Raw genomic sequence first — 22,562 nt, 5'->3', positions numbered from 1 at the left:
GGCCTGTTGTGCATGCACGTGCGTGCTGGACCGCCTGGCGCCGTGGGCTCGAACGCCGGTGGGGGAGCGACGTTTCTTGCCTCGTGTATTCGGGGCCTGGTGGGCGTGGCTTGAACATGAACGCTGGAACGCTAAGCGATCACTTGTTCGCAGGTCAATGCCCCAGCCAGGCGAAGAAAAGCAGGCACCAGGTACACCACGGGAGGCAATGGGGCATCCGTTCCAACCTCTCCATAGGGCGCGCTCACTCTGCTCCGCGGGATCCGCGCGTCGGGCGGGAGCAGGCCGGTCGGCGCGCCCGCACTCCTGACTGGAAAGTGGTTGTCCGCCCCGAGCCCCCGCATGATCTCGGCCCCCTGAGAGGGTCTGCGCCGATCGCGGAGATCCAGGCCCGCGCCTATGGCACGGCGGGTATTCCCGCCCACCCCTCAGCCGTCGAACCGCGCGACAGGGCGCCGGGCTACGCCATCTCGCTGGTCAAGCCCGCCGCCGGGCCGCGCGGCCTCCCGGTCGGTCCGGTACGCGCCCGCTCACCGACCCCGACCCGGACGAACTCGCCAGATCCTGCGTCACTCCCGCCGTACGGGCAGGCGCGCATGTCCCGCAAGACACCGTACGTACGCAACCCCGAATCCGGTTCGCCCCGTTTCACTACCAAAGATCAACAAGGTTGCGGTCACGCGCATGACATGTCTAGCCTCGGCGGGCACCGCTCAGCGTGACGTCAACCTCGACGGAAGATAACCATGCAGAGATCCATACGGTTAGCCATCGCCGCACCGTTCCTCGCATGTCTCATGAGCGCCGCGTTTGCCGCCTCCGCCCGGGCGGCAGAATCTCCGGAGCAATCTGTCACCACGGCCACGCTCGAAAAGGTGATCCCGGAATCCGGCTCTGGCACCCCGCGCGCGTCGGCACCGGACGAGCCGCCCGAGACGTTGTCCTCGCAGGACCAGCGCAAGAGCCGCATCCCGAAGGAATCTCCTCAAACACTCAAGGACCGCGCCGAGTTGTCCCAGAAGTTCCGGGCCAAACGTGCTGCGACGGGTACTGCCCGGGATACGGCAGCCGTCAGTCCTCTCGACTGTCAGCAGATGGCGAACAACCCCATGGCGCCACAACCCCGGCGCGACTGCGCAGCCGCCCGGGCCGCCTACGCCGTGATCGACCAGCATGAGGCCACCCGGCTCGTCCGTGTCACGGAGGCGGAAGCCGTATGACGCGCAGGCCCGGAGACCGGGAAGCCGAACGCGCGGCGATCCAGGCCACAGCCGCGCGGCAGCCAGGGCCTGTTGCGAAGGTGCTGGTCGGCTCACCGGGCGGACTGGAGCCCACCTCGTTGCCGGAGATCACCGGGGTGGAGAATGACCGGTATGTCGATGGCGAACACCCCGAGAACGGCAACGACCGACGACGCTTCGTTGATTTCCCGCACTTTGGCCCGTGCCTTCGACGACGACCCGATGTTGCGCTGGTTCTTCCCCGACGACTCCTCGCGCGAGGCATCACTGGTCAGTTACTTCACCACGATCTTCACCCGGCAGTACGTCCACAACGCCGTGTGCGAGTCCGGCGGTACCCAGAAGGCCGTCGCGGCCTCGGTGCTGCGCAGCAATTCGACATCGGTGCGCACGGTGGCGGATGGGTCGAGCACCGCCATGGCGGCGGTGGTCTCCTCGTCATAGCCGCCTCGCTCGGCGTAGCTGTCCCTGCTCCCCCGTTTGGGAGCCACGCCGGTAGATGAGCGAGTGGTCCACGCTGCTGCAGGTCGCCCAGGAAATCCAGCCCAGTTGGGCTCGGCAGGTATGTCCTGGATCACGAGCGTGTTGACGAAGACAAGTGCCATCTGCAGCAGGTGGAGCGCCAGCGTGTATGCGGTGTTCACCAGCTGATTCCGGCCGCCACCGGCAGGTGGTCACTGCCCGTGGCCGGCAGCGACCACGAGCTCTCCGGCTTCACGCCGCGGACCAGGATCTGGTCGATCCGCACCACGGGGAACTTTGCCGGCCAGCTGAAGCCGAAGCCATTCCCGGCCGCGTCCTGGGCCGAGCGCAGCTGCGAGGTGATGTCGGCGAACGCGCGGTCGTCCATGGTGCCGTTCAGGTCGCCGAGCAGCACCACCCGCTCGTTCTGCTCGGCGGCGATGGCCTTGCCGAGCGCCTGCGCGCCTCTGTCCCGCGAGTCTGTCCAAAAGCCCGCCCTGGGAGTCACCCGTGCGGACCCCAGGTGGGCCACATACACCGCCAGCGGACCCTGGTCCGTGGCCACCGTGGTGCGCAGCGCCCGGGTATAGGCCATCTTGATGTCGACCGGCTTGGTGGCCGCCAGCGGCCCGTAGTCCATCTTGATGTCGACCGGCTGAGTGTCCGACAGCGGCAGCTTGCTCCACAGTCCGACCGTGCCCTGCACCGTGTGGTACGGGTACGCGTTCGCCAGCTCCTTCTCGTACGTGCCCCTGGCCTGCTGGGTCAGCTCCTCCAGTGCCAGCATGTCCGCGCCGGAGGCGGCCAGGTCGTGGGCGGTGCCGGCCGGGTCGGGGTTGTCGGCGCCGACGTTGTGGCTGACCACGGTGAGGTCGCTGTCCGGGTGCGACTTGTCACTGAGCAGCCCGCCGAAGAGGTTCAGCCACACCAAGACCGGCAGCAGCAGCGCGGCCACCGCGGAGGCGGAGCGGCGCCACAGCGCCCCGGCCAGCAGCACCGGGATCAACAGGCCGAACCACGGCAAGACAGTCTCCGCCAGGCTGCCGAAGTTCCCGATCCGGTTCGGGATCTTCGCGTGCAGCAGCATGAACAGGCCCAGCAGCAGCGCCAGCGCCGCGAGCACTGGGCCGCGCTTCCAGGGCCCCAGCCGGCAGCCGATGCGGATCGCCCGGCGGATGCCCGCGCGCCGGGTACCTGGGCCGCTGTCCCGGGGGCCGGCGCCGCCCTGCCCGGTCTCCGCCGTGTCCACCTGCGTCATCGTCTGTCCTCGCTCACTGCCGGTCACTGCTGCATCCTCGGGTCCTGGGTGGGGTCGTCATACATACGCGGGCAACCGTGATCGATCGCATTGGTGCGCAGTTCGTAGTGCCAGGGTTCGTTCCTGTAGATCGGGCACAGCCCGTACTCGGCACCATGCTTGGACAGCCACGCCGTCGCATCGGAGTGCCCGATGTCGACCGCGTCCCCCGATACGTGAGGCGACGTCGCCACGGTGGCCACCCGTCGGGCGGCCTGGTCTTCAGACCCGTACTTGGAGACCGCCTCGCGGAGGGCCCTGAGCAGATCTGGATCGGGATTGGCCACAGCAGCCGGAATCTCGTCGTCGAAGACAGTCACGCCGTCGGGAACGGCACCGACAGCCTCGCCAGGCGCATCACGCTGCTCACTGCGCTGAACATTCGGTGATGGGGCCGAGGGGGACTTCGAGGGTGGCGCGGCCGAGCAGTCCGAGGAATTCTGCGACTGGTAGCCAAAGGCCGGCGGGGTTTGAGCCATGCTGCCAGTCAAGGCAGCGCGGTGTTGCCGGCACGTATGCGGTTTTCGATACGTCGCCGATATGCGCCGACTCGTAGCATCAACAGCATGCGCGTGTTGATCGTCGAGGACGAACCCTATCTGGCAGAAGCCATCCGCGACGGCCTACGCCTGGAAGCGATCGCGGCCGACATCGCAGGTGACGGCGACACCGCTCTGGAACTGCTGAGCATCAACACCTACGACATCGCCGTCCTCGACCGAGACATTCCCGGACCGTCCGGTGACGAGATCGCCAAACGCATCGTCGCCTCCGGCAGCGGCATGCCGATCCTCATGCTCACCGCAGCCGACCGTCTCGACGACAAGGCCTCCGGGTTCGAACTCGGCGCCGACGACTACCTCACGAAACCCTTCGAACTCCGAGAACTCGCGCTCAGGCTCAGAGCGCTCGACCGCAGACGTGCCCACAACAGGCCGCCCGTGCGGCAGATCGCGGGTCTGCGGCTGGATCCGTTCCGCAGAGAGGTCTACCGGGACGGCCGCTACGTGGCGCTGACCAGGAAGCAGTTCGCCGTGCTCGAAGTCCTCGTCGCTGCCGAAGGCGGTGTCGTCAGCGCCGAAGAACTCCTGGAACGCGCGTGGGATGAGAACGCCGACCCGTTCACCAACGCCGTGCGCATCACCGTCTCGGCACTGCGCAAGCGCCTCGGCGAACCCTGGATCATCGCCACCGTGCCAGGCGTCGGCTACCGCATCGACACGCAACCAGGGGCCGGACACGAGGGAGGCGAGCGTGGATAGAGCACCTGGGGTGAGCGTTCGCCTCAAACTCACCCTCAGCTACACCGGATTCCTCATGATTGCCGGCGCCCTGCTGCTCGCGGCGGTGTGGGTGTTCCTCCTGCGTTACGTCCCCGAGCGTGCGCTCATCGTCCCCGGCTCCACTGGCACCCCCACTCATGGTGTTTTTCCCATCCGGTCCAACCTCCTGCGCGTCTTCGCTCCGCGGGCAGCCGCAGTGTTGGCATTCCTGCTGGTGCTCGGCCTCGTGGGAGGGTGGATCCTCGCCGGCCGGATACTCGCCCCGCTGACCCGAATCACCGACGCCACCCGCATGGCCACGAACGGATCACTCTCCCACCGAATCCGGCTACCGGGCCGCAAAGATGAGTTCCGCGAACTCGCCGACGCCTTCGACACGATGCTCGCACGGCTCGAAGCACACGTCGCCGAACAGCGGAGATTCGCAGCCAACGCCTCTCACGAGTTGCGCACCCCGCTGGCGATCTCGAAGACACTTCTCGACGTGGCCCGCACCGACCCGAACCACGACACCGGCGAACTCATCGACCGTCTCCACGCCGTCAACACCCGAGCGATCAACCTCACTGAAGCACTGCTCCTGCTCAGCCACGCCAACGAGAGGTCCTTCACCCGAGAACCTGTCGACCTGTCCCTGCTCGTGGAAGAGGCCACCGAAACACTCCTCCCCCTCGCGGAAAAGCACGGCGTCACCATCGAGACCTCCGGCGACATCACCCCCACGACCGGATCACAAGCGCTCCTGCTGCAGCTGACCACGAACCTCGTGCACAACGCGATCGTCCACAACCTGCCTGAACAGGGCACCGTGTGGGTCACTACCAGCGTCCGCCCCAGGACTGTGGTGCTCACTGTCGAGAACACCGGCGAGAAGCTCGCCCCGGAGCTGGCCTCGACACTCACCGAACCATTCCAGCGCGGCAGCGAGCGCATACACACCGACCACGCAGGCGTCGGCCTCGGCCTGGCAATCGTCAAGACCATCACCCACGCACACGACGGAACACTCACCCTCACCCCGCGCTCTGCCGGCGGGATCCGCATCACTGTGGAACTACCCGCGATATCCCCGCACACCGAGAGGTAATGAATCAGGGAATTTGAGGCCGGGCCTCATGTCGAGGGCAGCACCTGGAATCACGAGGTGTCGCTGGTCAACCAGTTCTACGAGATCCCCACCAGCGTCGCGTTGGGCGGCAATCAGCGGTTCCGGCTGCCCGGGGTGATCGCGAAGACTCCGCCACATACGTGGAGTGGAACCGGGCCGAGGTGGTCGAACAGGCCCGGGCAGCGGGCCGCTATCAGCACATCCGCCAGATCAAGATCGTTCACTAAAACGAACGCCAAGTTCGCCAACTTGAAGAGTTCGGTATAGTGAACGTATGGTTCATTCAATCCGGCTTGGGGGTCGCGGTGGGCGAGAGGGGCGGGACCCCTGGGCGGCCGTCGAGCACTGCCCGTTCCAACCGCAGGGCGGGGCCGGCCCACGACGGCGAAGATTGGCCGGACATGGCCCGGCCGACCCGGAAGGGCGGGAGTTGGCGACTGCCGAGCTGCGCTCCGCGGCGGCAGCCGCAGTCAAGAAGGGCCGCATCCGCGTGTCCCGCACCGCAACGCACAGGAGACGCTGATGACACCCCCGTCCGGCCGTCGGCCAGTGAGCAGTACCGCAGCCGCGGTCGGCGCGAAGATCCGCCTGCGCCGCCAGCAGCGCGGCATGAGCGCCGCGGAGATGGCCCGGCGCGCCGGGCTGAGCAAGGCCACGCTGTCGCAGCTGGAGGCCGGCAACGGCAATCCGACGATCGACACCCTGGATGCGATCGCGATCGCCCTGCGCATCCCGATCGCCGACCTGCTGGCGCGTGACGCCGACACCGGGCCGGTCTTCCGGCAGGGCACGGACATCGAGCCGGGCGAGGTCTCCCGGGAACTGCTGCGCCGCATCAGCAGCGGCAACAGCCTGGAAATCTGGCGGCTGCGCATTCCGCCCGAGACGGAGCTGCCCGGCGTCCCGCACGCCACCGGCACGATCGAGCACCTGCTCATCGCCACCGGGCACGTCACCGCCGGCCCGGTCGACGCCCCGCAGGATCTGCGTCCCGGCGACATGCTCGCCTTCGCCGGGGACGCCCCGCACTTCTACCGCACCGGCGCCGAGGAAGTGGACATCACCGTCGTCTTCGCCTCCCCCATCAGCACCTGAGACCAAGGAAGAACCCCTCGTGAGCACCAGCATCGCCATCACCCCCTCCAGCCGTGCCTTCATCAGCGACAACATGGCCGGGGCATCCCCGCAGATAGTTCAGGCCGTCGCCGACGCGGCCGCCGGGCAGGTCCTGCCGTACGGCAACGACCCCTTCACCGACAGCGCCCGCCGCAGGCTCAGCGAGATCTTCGAGCGGGACGTCGATGTCTTCCCGGTCTCCACCGGGTCGGCCGCCAACGGCCTGAGCCTGGCCGCCCTCACTCCGCCGTGGGGCAGCGTGCTCTCTCACCCCGACAGCCACATCAACCACGACGAATGCGGCGCTCCGGAGTTCTTCACCAACGGCGCCAAGCTGGTCGGTGTCCCGGGCCCCGACAGCAAGATCGACCCCGAAGAGTTGCAAGCGGTGGTGCGCCGCCGGGCCGGTGACGTGCACAGCGTGCAGCCGTCCGCGGTAAGCATCAGCCAGGCCACCGAGAGCGGCAGCGTCTACACCCTGGAGGAGATCCGCTGTCTGTCCGCCATCGCCAAGGACGCAGGCCTGCGCGTCCACATGGACGGCGCGCGCTTTGCCAACGCCCTGGATCATCTCGGTGCCAGCCCGGCCGAGATGACCTGGAAGGCAGGCATCGACGTCCTGTCCTTCGGCGCCACCAAGAACGGCGCGATGACCGCCGACGCCATCGTCTCCTTCGATCCCGCACTCGCCACCGAGCTCGCCTTCCGCGCCAAGCGCGCCGGCCAGCTCGCCTCCAAGATGCGCTTCCACGCGGCCCAGATCGACGCGTATCTCACCGACTGCCTGTGGCTGCACAACGCCCGCCAGGCCAACGCGATGGCCACCCGGCTCGGCGACGGCCTCAAGGCCATCCCCGGCACCGGCCTTCTGGCCACGCCGCAGGCCAACATCGTCTTCTGCCGCCTTCCCCAGCAGGTCGCCGAAGGACTCCTCGCCGAGGGCTACGCCTTCTACCACGACCGCTGGGAACCGGGGATCGTCCGGTTCGTCACCGCCTTCTCCCACAGCGCCGACGACATCGACCAGTTCCTCGACGCGGTCCGCCGCCACACCCGCTGACTGACGGCCGGAGGAAGTTCTCGGTTGCACCGGCGCTATCGGCACGGGGGAACCGGGCGCCACAGGGCTGGCCCTCAGAGGAGGCGATCAGCGAGCTCAAGGGCTTCCGGGCCGTAGCCGCACGTTACGACAAGCGCGGCCACGTCTTCCTCGGCAACGTCACCTTCGCAGCTGTCACCATGTGGCTTCGCTCATGATCAAGGAGCTGGGACCTTCGAGTCGCCACTGGCGTGCGAAGAACACTGCTGGGGGCTTCGGCATGAGGATCTGGCTTGGCTCCTGATCGGAGAGACACGGCCTGGCTCGACCGTCCAACCCGCAAGCCCGGTGGTCAGACCATGCGCTGCACGGCGACCATCGCCACGTCGTCGGTGGGCCGAGCGCCGACGTGCCGCAGCATGTCGGACTGTATGGCCTGGAGCACCTCGTCCGAGTCACGGTCGGTCCACCGGGCCACCCGGTCGGCCAGCGGGTAGAAGCGCCCGGTCGCGTCGCGTGCCTCGATGACACCGTCGGTGTAGAGCAGCAGCCGGTCGCCGACGGCCAGCTCATAGGTGTCCACGTGATGCTCGCCCGCGCCGAGATCGCCAAGCCCCAGCGGCAGGGCGGATTCCATGGGATCGAGCGGGAGGACCTTGTCCTGGCGGATGAGCAGCGGCGGCGGGTGGCCTCTGTTGGCTATCCGGACCACGTCCTCCCCCTCCCTGAACTCCACGATCACCGCGGTGACGAACCCCTCCAGCGCCCGGCGGCGGGAGACGGAATCCGGTGCGTCGTCGGAGGTGGCCTGCACGTCGACGAGCTCGTCGCGCAGGCTGCGGTCGAGGAAGTCGGGCAGCTCCGCAAGCGCGGTGCCGTTCCTGGCCGCCTGCCGGAAGGCACTCAGCAGATATGCGACCACTTCGACCGCGCCAAGCCCTTTTCCCTGGACGTCACCGACCATGACGCGGACAGAGCCTGGCGTGACGGCGGCCGCGTACACATCGCCGCCGATATTGGCCTCCTCCTCCGCCGCGATGTACACGGAGGAGATCGACAAGGGGCCGAGCCGACGGGGAAGCGGTCGCAGCAGCAGGTCCTGCATGACCGTGGCGACCCAGCGCGACTGGGCGAGTTCGCGTTCACGTCGTTGCCGCACCGAGGCCGTCACAACGGACGCGACGCTGATCAGCGCCACGGTGGCGAATGAGACGGGGAAGGCCTCAGTGCCCAGAGTGTCGTTGCTTATCGCCGCGACGGCCACACTGAGCAGCGTCAGCAGCACGACGAAGAGGACCTCCCCTGGGGCCAGGAAGGTCGCCGAGAGTGCGGGCACCGCCACCATCAGCCCGCCGATCCGGATATTCGGACTCGTCAGCAGGTCGAAGCCGAGCAGCCCGGCCAGGCACACGAGCGCCACCGCCAGCTTCACGGACGGCCGGCGCAAGAGGCGCGACGACGTGGCTGACCCAGTCGTGCCCATGACCCCAAACTACGTCGCGACAGCCCGCGCCGCCTCCCACCGCGCTGCCCTCTCCGCGTTGCCCGTCCGCGCCGTCACCGGCGATCCGCCCCCTCGCACGGCGAGCGTGTCGCCATGATCACCGACCGTGGGCCACCGGACGCGGCGAGCTGCCTGGGCGCCCTCGTCCGACCTCATGGCGCGGGTCGGTACACCCCGGACACAGGTTTCAGGTGTCTTCGCCCCCGTGACGGAATCCGGTGCGGCCCTCGGCGAGCGGCTCGCCGAGGGCCGCACCGGCCCATGAGGAACTTCGCCTACCGCCCACGCCGGACGGACCGGTGATCCTCCCGGTGGTCCGGGCGGTGCCCCGCCCTCGGCTTGTGGTCCGTGGCGGTCACGGTCCACCGGTCGAAGTCGTAGACGACGGATTCGCCGTCGACCGAGGCCTCGAACCTGGAGCCCAATTTGTCCTGTTGCAGCCACGGGGTGTCGAACAGTTTGTACGAGCCGTAGTCGACGGGCATGCCGTTCACGAGGTGGGTGGCGGCGGGCGCCTCCGACGCCGAGTCGAAGGTGATGTCGAGGTCGTCCCCGCTCAGGCTGTGATAGACGAGCCGCGGATTCGTGTCCTCCAGGTGGCTCATGTCCACTCGGGTGGTGCCGGTGACGGCTTTCACGAACGCGTCGAAGTCGGCGTACGCGGAGGCATCCGCCGACTCCAGCACCCAGCCGTTGTTGTCGGCCTGGCTGCGCAGAATGTCGTAGCTGTAGCTGAGGCTCGCGGTCGGGTGGTTCTGCGCCGTTGTCTTCACCTTGTTCGCCGGGTCGTTCGGTGTCTGGTGGTACCAGGTCGCGGGCTTCGCCAGCTTGTAGGCGAAGTACATCGGCCCCGTGTTCGCGATCGTCCATCCGTCGACGTCACGCCGTTCCCGGATCGAACCGTTCGTGGGGAACAGCGCGTTGATGTAGTTCGACGTCTGGTCGCCCGAGGACTTGTACACACCCACGGCCGTGGGACCGTTCTGCATCACACGGTGGTTGGCGGGCTGGTTGTAGGCACCGATCGAGGCGTTTCCCTGGTCGACCGACAGCCGGAACAGCGGATTCGCGGCCTCGGACCGCCAGCGGAGCACGACCGGCAGATCCTCGATCCAGTTGTCGACCCGACGGTACTGCACCTCGGTGCCGAGGCCCCAGGTGGGACGCGCATAGGTCGTGCGGTAGATATCCATCGCGCGCCCGCTGGAGTTCTGCAGGTTCGCCTTGCGCGAGGAGTACGACTTGTCTGTCTTCTGGCCGATCTTCACAGCGAGTTCGGGCGGCGCGTACCTCATGCCCCGCCAGGCGGCGAGGCCGGCGTACTCCAGGTATGGGCGGTACGCCGCGGACGCCGGGTTGTCCGATTCGCCGACTCCCTGCTGCGCGCGGTGGGCGCCGAAGTACGTCCAGGCGAGCGTCGAGTGGTCCGCGGGCCGCCACGTCGGATCGTTGACCGAGGCCACGTCGCCCTTGGCCCGGCTCTCCGACGAGATCATGTAGCCATCGATCCAGTCGTTCGCCCACTCGAACCACATCACGTCCATGGCCATCTTCACCTGGCTACGGAGTTGGGCGTCGTCGGCCCACTGGTAGAGGGCGTTGAGGCAGAAGTACGTCATGATCGTGTACTCGGGGCTCTGGTACTCCGCCCATCCGCGCCGCACACCCGCTTCCACCATCTCAAGGATGTTGGCCTTGTTGGCGGCCATCAGCTCCGCCCCGGAATTGCCGTTCAGGTCCGCGAGGTCGGGGAAGTACTGACCGACGAGGTATCCCGTGGCGTAGTTGCTCATCCGCAGGTTCTCGGTCTGCGCGAGTTTCTGGTAGGCGTACGAGCCGAAGTAGCCGCGCACATGGGCGAGCATGTCCGCGTCGAACTTCTCGCCGACCATGAGGTACGAGTACATCTTCGCCATGGTCTTGTACTGCTCGTAGTCGTAGCTCTGGAAGAGCGTGTCGAGCTTGGCGAGGTTCGTCGCCGCGTTCTCTCCGTCCGCCAACTGAGCGGTGTACTGCGCCACGTTGAGGGCGCCGCTCTCCTCCTTCATGGCCTTGGTCTTGTCCCACAGCCACTGCGCCCGGGTCTGCTGGGTTCCGGGGTACGGGGCGGGCGACTCGGGCACGTAGGGTCCGGTCGAGGTGTTGAGGGGCGCGCTCGACGCGCTGACGTTGCCACTCGCGTCCCTCGCCCGCACCGTGAAGGTGTATTTCGTGTCGGGCATCAGACCGCCGACGACCGCCGAGGTGGTGGTCCCGGTGACGGACGCGATCTGGTAGCCGTCGCGGAAGACGTCGTATCCGGTCACGCCGACGTTGTCGGTCGACGCCGTCCAGCCGAGCGAAACGCTCCCGGCGGAGGCGGCCGTGCGGGTGAGCGAGGTCGGCGAGGTCGGCGGCTGCGTGTCGGTGATGGGGTCGCCCACCTCGTAGATGCCGATGTTGTCGACGGTGATCGCCTCGTCGGTGCCTCCGGTGTCGGCCCGGACCGAGAATCCGAGTTCGACCGTCGAGATCAGCCGCTGCCCGCCGTTGGGCACGATCATGAAGCGGTACGGCGGGAGGTCGGTGTCGTCGACTCGCGTCAGGCCGCCGGAGCTGTCGGTATAGGCGGAGACGGTCGTGATGCTCACCGCCGGAACGGGAAACCTCGGCACGAGATTGTTGTCGGAGTTGCCGAACTGGAGTTGCGCGTAGATGTCCTTGGCGACCGGCTTGTCGCTGGCGGCGCTGCGCTTGAGGTCGTATCGCAGGGCGAACTGCTGGGCCGGGCTGCCGACCGGTTGGCGGTAGACCGCGTTGATGCGGTCCTTCAACGCGCCGGCGGACCAGCGCTGGTAGAAGTAGCTGGAGAGGTTGGTGCCTTGGGACGCGTCGCGCAGTTCGAGCGCGTTGTCGCCGCCGGCGCTCACGATCTGCTGGGTGCCTCCCGACGCCGGGTTCGACTGGGTCAGCGAGCTGGTGCCGCTGTCGAACCCGGTGTCCATGTCGGCGGCGAGGAGGTTGGTGGGCGGGGGGTCGGCTGCCTGGGCGACAGTGGACGGTGCCGCGAGGAGCACCGTGACGCACAGACACGACCATGCTCGCGTCAGGATGTTCATGAATCATCCATTCGTTGATGCGGTGTGCTATTTGACGGCTCCCGTGACGAGGCCCTTGCTCCAGAACGACTGCAGCGAGACGAACATGGCGACGACCGGCACGACCGAGACGAGCGCGCCCGTGACGACGGTGGTGTAGCTGATGGGATAGCCCTGGAGTTCGCGCCAGCCGACGAGGCCCACGGTCACCGGTTGGAGCGAGGTGTCCGCGAGCATGAGCGAGGGCAGGAGGAAGTTCGTCCAGATCGCGACGAACTGGAACAGGAAGATCGTGACCATCGCGGGCGCCATCAGCCGTACGCACATCGCGAAGATGCGCAGTTCGCCCGCCCCGTCGAGACGGCCGGACTCGACCAGCGCGTCCGGTATCGACGACGCGGCGTAGATCCGGCTGAGGTACACGCCGAAGGGGCTGACGATGCTCGGGATGAACACGGCCCAGAAGGTGTTGATGGTCCCGGTGTAGCTGAACACCAGGTAGAGCGGGATGGCAAGGACGGGAGCGGGAAGCAGCACGGCGGCGAGGACCGTTCCGAAGACCGCCTCGCGCCCCGGGAAGGGGAACTTGGCGAGCGCGTATCCGCACATGGACGCCAGGAGCGTGGACACGATCCCGCCGCCCACCGCGTACAGCAGCGAGTTGAGCAACCAGCGGGAGTAGATGCCGCCCTGGGCTTCGAACAGGGTCTGGATGTTCCGCACGAGGGCGAAGTGTTCGCCGAACCAGAAACCATTGCCCGAGAAGATCTCTCCGCTTCGCTTGGTGGCGGAGACGACCAGCCACCACACCGGGAGCAGGAAGTAGAGCGCGAAGAGGGACATGACGGCCAGCACGAACAGGCGCGAGGCGGGGTTGACCGTCGTGAACGGATGCGCCCGGGGGCGCCGCGGCCTCGGCTCCTCGGCCGTGGGTTCGATGCGTGTGGGCGATTGCGTGGTGGCGGTCATCAGTCGACGCTCCTGGCCGATGCGCGGAAGACAAAGACGGACAGCACGCAGATCAGCGCGCCGAGCACCACGGACTGCGCGGCCGCGTAGTTGAAGTCGTTGGCCGAGAGCGAACGGAGGGCGGCCATGATCGGCGTGTAGGTGGACGACAGATTCGGTGCCACGGATTTCATGGTGACCGGCTCGTTGTAGAGCTGGAACGTGCCGATGATCGAGAAGACCAGGGTGAGCAGCAGGGCCGGGCGGATCTGCGGGACCTTGATGAGCAGCGCGGCCTTCCAGCCGGAGCAGCCGTCGAGGGCGGCGGCCTCCATCGTCTCCTCGGGGACGGCCTGCAGGGCCGCGTAGATCAGGATCGTGTTGTAGCCGGTCCATGCCCACGTCAGGATGTTGGCGATGGAGAACGGAAGGGCGCTGTCGGTGACAAAGCTGACGTCGATGCCGATCGACGCGAATCCTCTGGTGAGGGGGCTCAGCGTGGGCGCGTACAGAAACGACCACACCAGGCCGGCGATCACCCCGGGCAGCCCGTACGGCACGAAGTAGGCGATCCGGAAGAAGCCGCGTCCCTTCGAAGCCGTCGAGTCGATGAGCAGGGCCAGCACGAGCGCGATGCCGAGCATCACCGGCACCTGGATGACGCCGACGAAGGCCACCCGGCCCAGGGACGCGAGGAAGTCCCCGTCCTGGAACACCCGAACGTAGTTGTCGAAGCCCGCGAAGGCGGTCTCGGCCCCGCCGAGGCCGAGGCCGGAGCGTTGCACGGCGAAGAAGCTCTGGCCCACGGAGTACCCGGTGGGTACCAGGTAGACGATGACGAAGAGCAGGAGGAAGGGCAGTACGAACGGCGCGGCTCGCCGAAGCTCGCGGATTCGGCGCCGCCGAATCGTCACGGCAGACACGGTCACCTCTTCTGTGGCGGGGCGGGGCGGGGATGCGGATGCGCGGGGGTCGCGTGGCCGCGGCCCCCGCGAGGACCTACTCGCTCACGGAGAATCCCTGGGAGCGCAGCGCGGAGTCCGTTCCCTTCTGGGCGTCGCCGAGGGCGTCCTCGAATGTCGCCTTCTTGGTGTGCACCTTGCCGAGGCCGTCACCGAGCGCCGTGGCCGTGGTGGACATGACCGGACCCCACCGCCAACTGGAGTTCACCTTGGCCGCCTCCTGACGGAACGTCTGGTAGATGGGCCGGTCGCCGAAGTAGCTCTGCGGAGCGTCCAGCGCGGTGTTGGCGAGCCCGGACTTGGAGGCAGGGAGGATGGCCGCGGACGCGATCAGGTTGGACACCGAATCGGTGTCGGTCGACATCCACAGGGCGAACTCAGCGGCCTCCTTCGGCCTCGCGCAGTCCTTCATGACGGCCGTCGCCGATCCGCCCGAGTTGCCGACCGAGTCCGTGGTGCCCCACCGGGGCATGGGCGCGACGGCCCACTTGCCCGCGGAGTCCGCGGCGTTGTCACGGATGAGGGACGCCGACCAGACCGGACCGACCTCGGCCCAGACCTTGCCCTTGCTCCACGCGGAGTACAGCGCCGCGTCGAAGGAGGGGTAGGAGGTGACGAGTTGCTGGTCGAAGAGGCCCTGCCAGTAGCGGGCGACCTTGGTGTTGGCGGGGCTGTCGAGCGACACGGACCAGGCGTCATCCTTGACACCGAACCAGGGGGCACCGCCCTGCCAGGCGAACCCGGCGTAGAGATACGGGTCGGTGGGGAGGTTCATGATGCGGGCCGACGGATCGGCGGTCTTCACCTTGGCGGCGGCCGCGGCGAACTCCTCCCAGGTCTTTGGAGGGGCGATATGCGCGGCCTCGAAGAGATCGGCGCGGTAGAACATGGCCATCGGCGCGGTGTCGACCGGCACACCGTAGGCCTTGCCGTTGACGCCGACGTTGCCCCACACCCAGTCGGCGAACTCGCCCCGTCGCGATTCCACGTCGCCGCTGACGTCTTGCAGGATGCCGGCGGCCAGGAAGCTCGTGAACGTCTCGTAGCCGATCTGCGCCAGGCACGGGGCCTTGCCCGCCTTGGCGGCCGTGAACATCTTGTCGTAGCCGCCCGCGCCGCCGTCGGTGATGGCCTCGTACTTCACCTGGATGTCGGGGTGTGACGCGTTCCAGAGCTCGACGGACTTCTCGTAGCCCGATGCCCACCCCCAGAAGGTGATCTCCGCCGGGCCGTTGGCGCTCGTCCCGCTGTCGCCACTGCACCCCGCCAGCATGATGCCGGCGGCGGCCAGGAGGGCCGCCGCGGCGAGTCTTGCCCTTCGCATGACCATGACTGCCTCTCAATTCCTGGTTGTACGGATGCCCTTGTCGCCGCCGGGTCTCCCGGTGGGAGGTGAACGGCGGGATACTTGCATACAAGTTCCTGACATGCAACGATCATTTCGTGAATCCCCCTCAACCATCACGCGGCCCCGAGCCGGCGCCGGTCCCGGACGGCCCGGCCTTGTCGCCGATCACCCGCGACCGTGCGCGGGCGCGGACGTCCGACCGCGTCTACGACGAGTTGGTCTCCGCGATCCGCGAACTGCGGCTCGCACCTGGAGCCTCCCTGTCCGAGACGGACCTCGCCAAGCGACTGCACGTCAGTCGCACGCCGGTGCGCGAGGCCCTCGCGCGGCTCGTCGACGCGGAACTCGTCCATGTCGTGCCGCAGGTGGGCACGCGCGTGGGGTTGATCCGCTTGCGGGACGTGGAAGAGGCGCGCTTCGTCCGCGAGAGCCTGGAGGTCGCGGCCTTCGAAACGGCGTGCTCCGGCCCGAAACCGGACGTCACCGTGCTCCGCGAACTGCTGGAACGGCAGGAGCACAGCTATCGCACCGAGGACTACGACGCCTTCTTCAAAGCCGATGAGGCGTTGCACTGCGAGATCTTCACGCTCAGCGGCTATCCGAAAGCGTGGCAGGCCGTACAGCGGATGAAGCTGCAGTTGGACCGGCTCCGCCGGCTCTCCCTGCCCGACTCCGCCGCGATGCGTGAACTGATCGACGAGCATCGACTGATCGTGGACGCGCTGGAGCAGACGGATCTGTTGGCCGGCCGCGCCCTGATCAGCCGGCACGCCCGGCGCGCCCTGGAACGCGGCCCGGCGCTGCGCTCCGAGTACCCGGGCTACTTCACCGATTGACCACGAAGACAGCGGGAGGACGCGTTCGTGACCGGCCCGCCCGAAGGCGTCGCGTTGTCCGGCCACTTCCCCCATCTGCAGAAAGGCGACGTCATGGAGTTCGAGATCGACGGGCTCGGCCGGCAGCGGCAGCGGGTCGGCCAGGCATGAGCGTACGACTCTCCCTCGGCCACATCGACACGTACGACTCCCGGATCGCGACCTTCGCCCACCAACTCGGGCTGTCCGGCGTGCAACTCCACACTCCGGACCTGCTGCCGGGAGTCGACGGATTCTGGAGCCTGGCCGAGTTGCGGGCCCTCCGGGACCGCTGCGACGCGGACGGACTGGCGATCGACGGCCTGGAAAACGTTCCGCTCGCCCACTTCTGGAAGATCCAACGCGGTCTGCCCGGCCGCGACGAGCAGATCGAGAACTACCGGAAGACCATCCGCAACCTCGCCGCCGTGGGAATCGACCTGCTCGGCTACAACTTCCTTGCCACCTATGTCTGGCGCACCGACATGGCCGCGACGGGACGCGGCGGCGCCAAGGTCACCGCCTTCGACCTGGCCGACATCCACCGCGGCAACGCGCTCGCCGGGTACCGGCTGACCCCGGACCATCCCGTGGACGCGCCGATCACGGCCGAGCGGATGTGGGCGAACCATCAGTACTTCCTCGACGCCGTCCTGCCCGTCGCCGAGGAGGTCGGTGTGCGGCTCGCGCTGCACCCCGACGATCCGCCCACATCCGAGCCCTTGGGCGGCATAGCGCGGATCTTCACGTCTCCGGACGCCATTGGCCGGGCCCACAAGCAGGCGGGCGGCAGTCCGTCATGGGGGCTGAACCTCTGCCTGGGAACGGTGTCGGAGATGGCTGGGGAGGAGAGCGTCAACGAGGTGATCGACCGGCTGGGACCGGCCATCTTCTACGTCCACTTCCGGGACGTCCGCGGCACAGTGCCGCGCTTCAGCGAATGTTTCCTCGGGGAGGGCAACTTCAATCCGGCCCGCGTGATCCGCCGGCTCCACGACTCCGGATTCGACGGATTCCTCATCGACGACCATGTCCCGGCCATGATCGGGGATCTGGACACCTGGGGCGACGTATCGTCCGAGGCGTACTGCAGCCGAGGCCGAGCACATGCGATCGGATATCTGCAAGGCGTCCTGAACGGCCTGGCGCTGAACGAGCCGGACAGGACCTAGTTCCGCTCAGGCTTCTCCGATCCTCTGAGGATGAGCCATGTGGGCAACACCCGGGTGCTGACCGGCGAGGTGTCGCCCCGGAGGCGGCCGAGCACCGACTCCGCGGCGGTGCGCCCCATCAGCTCGATGTCCTGGCTCACCACCGAAACCGGAGGGTTGCCGAGCAACGAAGTCTCGAAGTCGTCGAAGCCGACGAGTGGCAGCCGTCGGCCGGCCTGCTGGAACGCGAGCAACGCGCCGATCGTGGAACGGTTGTTGGCCGCGAAGACGGCGTCGGCCGAGTCATCCCGCAGCAGAGCGCCGACCGCGCGTTCCGCCTGCTCCTTGGTGTGCGCCGTCGTGATCGTGAGTGAGTCGTCGACGGCCATCCCGGCCTCGGCGAGCGCCGCCGCGTATCCGGCGTGCCGTTCACGCATCGTGTGAATGTCGGGCGAGTCACCGACGAAGGCGATGCGCCGCGCACCGGCGCGGGAGAGCGCGAGGGTGGCGTCGCGGGCCCCGCCCGCGTTGTCGGCGAGCACGGCGTCGGCGCCGGAGAACAGCGCGGGGCGGTCCAGGAAGACCAGCGGGGGGATGGGCGGAGGGACCTCGGACCAGTCGCGGGCGGCATGTCGCGGCGGTACGACGATCAAGCCGTCCACCCGCTGCTCCAGGAGCCGGTCCACCAAACGGTCGTGGCGCGGCCCTTCCTCGTTGGAACTGGCGATGGTGAGGAGGTAACCCGCCGCGTCCGCCACGCTCTCGACGGCTCGGGCGAGCGTGGAGTAGTAGGGGTTCGCGAGGTCGCTGAAGACCAGACCGATGGTCTTGCTCGTCCGACCGGGCCGGATACTCGCCGCCGAGAGGTTGCGGCGGTAGCCCAGCTTCACGATCGCCGCACCGATCCGCGCCGCGAGTTCGGGATCGATGTTGGTCTCCCCGTTGACGTGACGCGAGACGGTCTTCAGACTGACCCGTGCTTCGCGAGCGACGTCGTTCATCGTGGGGTTGCGCGGCACCGTTGTCTCCAGCCGACGACTGCTACCGACCGATCGTACTCCGCCGCCTCTCAGCGGACCCTTTTGACGACCCGTACCCCGCCCGCGGGTACCCTGACCTCTCCCGTGTGAACGGAGCCGTCCAGCAGGTCGGTTCCGGACCCGGGCACGGTCGTCCCGGTGTCGCCGTGGTTGATGAGGAAGACATAGTCGTGATCGGCCGAGCGGCGCGTCACGATCTCCATCCCGCCGTCCGGCGACGCGGCCGTCACCCCGGCCCGTTCCGCGATCACTCCCACCAGACGGGTACGGGCGTCGGCGCCCAACTCCACGCCCACGTACCAGGCTTCCCCCTCGCCCCGGGTCGCGCGGGTGATCGCCGGCGCGCCAGGGAAGTCACCGCCGACATACCGGGCGGCGGCCTCCGCGTCCGTGAGATCGATCTCCTCGTGCCAGGTGGAGACTTGGGCGGGACCCGTCACCCCGTCGATCTCCACGCGGTCCGGCTCCACCATCGGGGCGAATTCCTCCACTCGTACGCCCAGCAGCTCGCGGAACGCGCCGGGATACCCGCCGAGCCGCACCCGGTCGAACGGATCGACAATGCCGGAGAAGTACGTGACGATCACGCTCGCCCCCGCCTCGGCGGCCGCGGCGAGGGCGGCCGCGTCCTGGTCGGACACCAGATAGAGCATGGGCACGATGATCAGCCGGTAGCCCGACAGGTCTGCCGACGGCGGTACAACATCGGTGGTGAGGCCCGCGTCCCGCAGACTCCGGTACCAGTGGAGGGCGGTTTCCATGTACGAGAGGCCGTTGTGCGGATGCGACTCCCGTTCGGCCGCCCACCACGACTCCTCGGAGAACAGCAGTGCGCAGTCCGCGACCACCCTGCTTCCGAGCGCGTCGGCGCACGAGGCCAGCTCCCTGCCGAGCGCCGCCACCTCCCGGAACTTCCGGGTGTCGGGCCCGGCGTGCGGAAGCATCGCGGAATGGAACCGCTCGGCGCCCGCCCGGGCAGCCCGCCACTGGAAGAAGCAGATACCGTCGGCTCCATGGGCGAGGTGGGAGAGCACGTCCCGCCGAAGCTGCCCCGGCCGCTTCGCGGGGTTGACGGGGCGCCAGCTGGTGGCGCCGGTGGCGGTCTCCAAGAGCAGCCACGGCTTCCCCTGAGACAGTCCGCGTGCCCGGTCGGCCGAGAACGACAGCTCGACCTGGGCGTCGGAGGTCGGCCTCGGATAGTGGTCGCTCGCGATGAGATCCATGTCGTCGGTCCACGAGCTGTAGTTCATGTTCTTCCCTGCGTCGAAGAGCACCAGATTGGTGGTGATCGGCACAGCCGGCGTGACCCGTCGCAGCACGGCGGTCTCCGCCCTCAGCTGCTCCCGCAGTTGATCGGAGCTGAACCGGTCGAAGTCCAGCACCTGGGTGGGGTTCGAGTCGGTGAACGTCAGCCGCGGGGGCTGGATCTGCTCCCACGCCGAGTACGTCTGGCTCCACGCGCTCGTCGTCCATGCGGCGTTCAGCTCGTCGAGCGAGCCCCGGTACCGCTCCTTGAGCCAGCTCCTGAAGGCCACGGCGCCGGCGTCGCCGTAGCACCGCGCGTTGTGGCCGCCGAGTTCGTTGGAGACGTGCCACAGCGCGAGAGCGGGGTGTTCGCCATAGCGTTCCGCCATCTTCTCCACCAGCGCGAGCGCATGCTCGCGGTAGACCGCCGACGAGGGTGACCAGGCCTGGCGTCCGCCCTGCGACATCGTCCGCCCGTCCCGGTCGACGGGCAGGACCTCCGGAAACCGGGTGGTGAGCCACGGCGGCGGTGACGCGGTGGCCGTGGCGAGATCGACCGCGATGTCGTTCGCGTGCAGCAGGTCGAGTACCCGGTCGAGCCATCCGAAGTTCCATCGATCGGGCGTCGGTTGCAGCATCGACCAGGAGAAGACACCGACCGTGACGAGATTGACCCCGGCCTCGCGCATCAGGCGCATGTCCTCGGGCCACACGCTCTCGTCCCACTGTTCCGGGTTGTAATCGCCCCCGAAAGCCACGGGTCGCCCGCCGTACCGGGCCAGGACGTTGCCGGGCCATCGAATCCACTCCGCGGTCACGAGTTCTGCTCCTCACTGGCCGACAAGTCCGCCCGGAACAGCCCGAGCGTCCAAGGGTCTGCGCTGAGTTCTCCCACGGGACAACTCAGCACAGGCCCTAACGCCCTCACCCTAGCGACGTGAGACAACGTTGTTTAGAGTGAGGTCGGCGCCACCGAATCGCAACCCGTCCGGCCCGTCAACCCGGCGGCCGTCCGACGGGATCGCCTGTCGCGGCCGCCCCCGTGCCTGCGGGGCGCGAGGTCCGTGAACACATCAAGGGGAGTGGATCGTGGCGGAGTTCGATGGCAAGGTCGCCCTCGTCACCGGTGGACTCAGCGGTATCGGACGCGCGACAGCCCAACTGCTGTCGACGCGCGGTGCGACGGTCGTGGCCGCCGGGGTCCCACCGACACCCGGCACCGACGCCGCTCCGCTGTCCGGAGTCGAACACGTCGATGTCGATGTTACCGACGAGACCGCCGTCGCCCGGCTCGTCGCGGATGTCGCCGCCCGGCACGGCGGACTCGATCTCCTCGTCGCCGCCGCCGGAATCCAGCGGTACGGCACGGCGGCGGAGACAAGCGCCGATGAATGGAACGAAGTGCTCGCGGTCAATGTGACCGGCACGTTCCACGCCGTCAAATACGTGCTGCCCCACCTGCGTTCCCGTGGAGCGGGCTCGATCGTGATCGTCTCGTCCGTCCAGGCCTTCGTCACCCAGACCGCCGTCGCCGCGTACACCACCAGCAAGGGGGCGCTCAACGCGCTCGCGCGATCGATCGCGATCGACGAGGCGAAGAACGGGATCAGAGCCAACACGGTCTGCCCCGCGTCGGTGGACACCCCGATGTTGCGCACCTCGGCCCGCACCTTCTCCGACGGCAGCGACCGGGCCGCGCAGTCACTCGTCGAGTCCTGGGGGCGGATGCACCCGCTGGGACGGGTGGCGCGCCCCGATGAGGTCGCCGAGGCGATCGCCTTCCTGGCGAGCGACCGCGCCAGTTTCATCACCGGCATCTCACTGCCGGTCGACGGCGGGCTGCTCGCCAACGCCGCGGTGGTGCTTCCCGAATGAGTGATGCCGGCTCCGGAGGACTTTCGATGACGACCGAGGTCGCGTTCCCCGGCAGGGCCCGCGTCGGTGAAGGACCAGTGTGGGACGCGGAGACCGGCCGCCTGCACTGGGTGGACATCCCCGCCGGACACATCCATACCGGCGACCCGGTCACCGGCCGGACCAGCAGCCTCGCGCTGCCGACGCACATCGGCGCCGCGGTACCACGACGCGGCGGAGGCTTCGTCGCCGCGACGGCCGAGGGATTCGCGTCCGTCGGCACCGAAGGAACGATGACCGTCCGGCGCGCGATCCTGCCCGACGGCGAGCGCATGAACGACGCGAAGTGCGACCGGCACGGGCGGTTCTGGGCCGGCAGCACCACGATGGACTTCCAACGCGGCAAGGGCGCGCTGCACGTTCTCATGCCCGACTGGACGAGCCGTGTGGTCCTTGACGGACTGGCCCTGCCCAACGGGCTCGGTTGGAGTCCCGACGGGCACGTCTTCTATCTCGCCGACTCCGTCGCCGGCGAGATCTACGCCTTCGATGCCGAACCCGAGGGCATCGGGATCAGCCGGCGGCGCACGTTGTTCCGGATGCCCGCGCACACGGGTCTGCCGGACGGACTCACCGTCGACGCGGCGGGGTGCCTGTGGGTCGCCATCTGGGGCGGCGACCGGGTGGTACGGATCTCCCCCGACGGGGACCTGCTCGGTGAACTCCCGCTGCCCGTGCACCAGCCGTCGTCCTGTGCGTTCGGCGGGCCCGGGCTGGACGTTCTGTACGTCACGTCGGCCCGCGAAGGGCTCGAACTCGCCGACGACGACCCCGCGGGATCTGTTTTCGCCGTCGAAGGGGTGGGCGCCGTGGGCCTGCCGTCCACGGCGTTCGCCGGCTAGGGCCTGTCTTCAAAGTAGCGCCGTCCGCCCGAAGGGCGGGCCTGGCGGCGTCCGGTGCACTGCGTTCGCTGCGCTCTCTCCGTCTCGGCGCCTTGATTCCTCCTTCGGATGCCGAGCGGCGATCGCAAGGC

General features: G+C 68.2%; 19 protein-coding genes and 2 pseudogenes. 12 read left to right on the top strand and 9 right to left on the bottom strand.

What is annotated here, in order from left to right; translation table 11 throughout:
• Window positions 1-368: 368 nt before the first annotated feature.
• The 3 genes and pseudogenes from IF11_RS42340 to IF11_RS36995 form a co-directional block, all read left to right on the top strand.
• Window positions 369-559: pseudogene (locus tag IF11_RS42340) on the top strand (5-dehydro-4-deoxyglucarate dehydratase); the annotation flags it as partial.
• Window positions 560-746: 187 nt separating this feature from the next.
• The gene (locus IF11_RS41040) at window positions 747-1,220 is read left to right on the top strand and encodes a hypothetical protein (RefSeq protein WP_030354221.1); all 474 of its coding nucleotides are present in this window, start codon (window positions 747-749) and stop codon (window positions 1,218-1,220) included.
• Window positions 1,221-1,364: 144 nt separating this feature from the next.
• Window positions 1,365-1,577, top strand: a pseudogene (locus IF11_RS36995) (GNAT family N-acetyltransferase); the annotation flags it as partial.
• 304 nt (window positions 1,578-1,881) lie between these two features.
• Here IF11_RS36995 and IF11_RS0126345 read toward each other — a convergent pair.
• On the bottom strand, window positions 1,882-2,961 hold the full coding sequence (locus IF11_RS0126345; protein WP_030354219.1) for an endonuclease/exonuclease/phosphatase family protein: 1,080 nt from the start codon (window positions 2,959-2,961) through the stop codon (window positions 1,882-1,884).
• 23 nt (window positions 2,962-2,984) lie between these two features.
• Window positions 2,985-3,479 (bottom strand): M15 family metallopeptidase domain-containing protein, encoded by a 495-nt coding sequence (locus IF11_RS36990; protein ID WP_030354218.1) that lies wholly within the window; start codon window positions 3,477-3,479, stop codon window positions 2,985-2,987.
• A gap of 87 nt (window positions 3,480-3,566) precedes the next feature.
• On the opposite strand from IF11_RS36990, the gene IF11_RS0126335 reads away from it, so the two are divergent.
• The 4 genes from IF11_RS0126335 to IF11_RS0126315 all read left to right on the top strand — a co-directional run bounded on the left by IF11_RS0126335 (window position 3,567) and on the right by IF11_RS0126315 (window position 7,567).
• Window positions 3,567-4,262, top strand: a complete 696-nt coding sequence (locus IF11_RS0126335; protein WP_030354217.1) for a response regulator transcription factor — start codon at window positions 3,567-3,569, stop codon at window positions 4,260-4,262.
• Between the two features lie 10 nt (window positions 4,263-4,272).
• Complete coding sequence (locus tag IF11_RS0126330; protein WP_051746228.1) at window positions 4,273-5,370, top strand: sensor histidine kinase; 1,098 nt, start codon at window positions 4,273-4,275, stop codon at window positions 5,368-5,370.
• Between the two features lie 570 nt (window positions 5,371-5,940).
• Complete coding sequence (locus IF11_RS0126320) at window positions 5,941-6,486, top strand: helix-turn-helix domain-containing protein (protein WP_240627507.1); 546 nt, start codon at window positions 5,941-5,943, stop codon at window positions 6,484-6,486.
• Window positions 6,487-6,505: 19 nt separating this feature from the next.
• Window positions 6,506-7,567, top strand: a complete 1,062-nt coding sequence (locus IF11_RS0126315) for a threonine aldolase family protein (protein ID WP_030354214.1) — start codon at window positions 6,506-6,508, stop codon at window positions 7,565-7,567.
• A gap of 331 nt (window positions 7,568-7,898) precedes the next feature.
• Here the strand turns inward: IF11_RS0126315 and IF11_RS0126310 are convergent, their stop codons facing one another.
• From IF11_RS0126310 to IF11_RS0126290, 5 genes are all read right to left on the bottom strand, one after another.
• Window positions 7,899-9,029 (bottom strand): PP2C family protein-serine/threonine phosphatase, encoded by a 1,131-nt coding sequence (locus IF11_RS0126310; protein WP_051746227.1) that lies wholly within the window; start codon window positions 9,027-9,029, stop codon window positions 7,899-7,901.
• 296 nt (window positions 9,030-9,325) lie between these two features.
• Window positions 9,326-12,148 carry a fibronectin type III domain-containing protein gene (locus IF11_RS41645; RefSeq protein WP_030354212.1) on the bottom strand — a complete coding sequence of 941 codons (2,823 nt, stop codon included), beginning with the start codon at window positions 12,146-12,148 and terminating at the stop codon, window positions 9,326-9,328.
• Window positions 12,149-12,175: 27 nt separating this feature from the next.
• Window positions 12,176-13,096: a carbohydrate ABC transporter permease gene (locus IF11_RS0126300; protein ID WP_051746226.1), complete on the bottom strand. Its 921-nt coding sequence runs from the start codon at window positions 13,094-13,096 to the stop codon at window positions 12,176-12,178.
• Complete coding sequence (locus IF11_RS0126295) at window positions 13,096-13,989, bottom strand: carbohydrate ABC transporter permease (RefSeq protein WP_206300563.1); 894 nt, start codon at window positions 13,987-13,989, stop codon at window positions 13,096-13,098. The genes IF11_RS0126300 and IF11_RS0126295 overlap by 1 nt, the downstream gene beginning before the upstream one ends.
• 85 nt (window positions 13,990-14,074) lie before the next feature.
• Window positions 14,075-15,361 carry an extracellular solute-binding protein gene (locus tag IF11_RS0126290; RefSeq protein WP_240627506.1) on the bottom strand — a complete coding sequence of 429 codons (1,287 nt, stop codon included), beginning with the start codon at window positions 15,359-15,361 and terminating at the stop codon, window positions 14,075-14,077.
• A gap of 179 nt (window positions 15,362-15,540) precedes the next feature.
• Here IF11_RS0126290 and IF11_RS0126285 point away from each other — a divergent pair, with 179 nt between their 5' ends.
• From IF11_RS0126285 to IF11_RS0126275, 3 genes are read left to right on the top strand one after another with little or no spacing between them, the layout of a single operon-like run.
• Window positions 15,541-16,221: a GntR family transcriptional regulator gene (locus IF11_RS0126285; RefSeq protein ID WP_030354208.1), complete on the top strand. Its 681-nt coding sequence runs from the start codon at window positions 15,541-15,543 to the stop codon at window positions 16,219-16,221.
• Between the two features lie 27 nt (window positions 16,222-16,248).
• The gene (locus IF11_RS41035) at window positions 16,249-16,371 is read left to right on the top strand and encodes a hypothetical protein (RefSeq protein WP_407706315.1); all 123 of its coding nucleotides are present in this window, start codon (window positions 16,249-16,251) and stop codon (window positions 16,369-16,371) included.
• Window positions 16,368-17,411: a mannonate dehydratase gene (locus IF11_RS0126275; protein ID WP_030354207.1), complete on the top strand. Its 1,044-nt coding sequence runs from the start codon at window positions 16,368-16,370 to the stop codon at window positions 17,409-17,411. The genes IF11_RS41035 and IF11_RS0126275 overlap by 4 nt, the downstream gene beginning before the upstream one ends.
• Here the strand turns inward: IF11_RS0126275 and IF11_RS0126270 are convergent.
• The gene (locus IF11_RS0126270) at window positions 17,408-18,391 is read right to left on the bottom strand and encodes a LacI family DNA-binding transcriptional regulator (protein ID WP_030354206.1); all 984 of its coding nucleotides are present in this window, start codon (window positions 18,389-18,391) and stop codon (window positions 17,408-17,410) included. The two genes, IF11_RS0126275 and IF11_RS0126270, sit on opposite strands and share 4 nt — an antisense overlap.
• Window positions 18,392-18,459: 68 nt before the next feature.
• On the bottom strand, window positions 18,460-20,493 hold the full coding sequence (locus IF11_RS0126265; RefSeq protein ID WP_078490931.1) for a beta-galactosidase: 2,034 nt from the start codon (window positions 20,491-20,493) through the stop codon (window positions 18,460-18,462).
• A gap of 271 nt (window positions 20,494-20,764) precedes the next feature.
• On the opposite strand from IF11_RS0126265, the gene IF11_RS0126260 reads away from it, so the two are divergent.
• Together IF11_RS0126260 and IF11_RS0126255 are read left to right on the top strand one after the other, a co-directional pair.
• The gene (locus tag IF11_RS0126260; protein WP_030354204.1) at window positions 20,765-21,550 is read left to right on the top strand and encodes an SDR family NAD(P)-dependent oxidoreductase; all 786 of its coding nucleotides are present in this window, start codon (window positions 20,765-20,767) and stop codon (window positions 21,548-21,550) included.
• 26 nt (window positions 21,551-21,576) lie between these two features.
• Window positions 21,577-22,431: an SMP-30/gluconolactonase/LRE family protein gene (locus IF11_RS0126255; RefSeq protein WP_030354203.1), complete on the top strand. Its 855-nt coding sequence runs from the start codon at window positions 21,577-21,579 to the stop codon at window positions 22,429-22,431.
• The last annotated feature ends 131 nt before the right edge of the window (window positions 22,432-22,562 follow it).

The organism is Streptomyces scopuliridis RB72, from assembly GCF_000718095.1.
Lineage (GTDB): Bacteria > Actinomycetota > Actinomycetes > Streptomycetales > Streptomycetaceae > Streptomyces > Streptomyces scopuliridis.
Note: the sequence above shows the minus strand (reverse complement) of the source record. Positions and strands in the feature narration are given on the sequence as shown.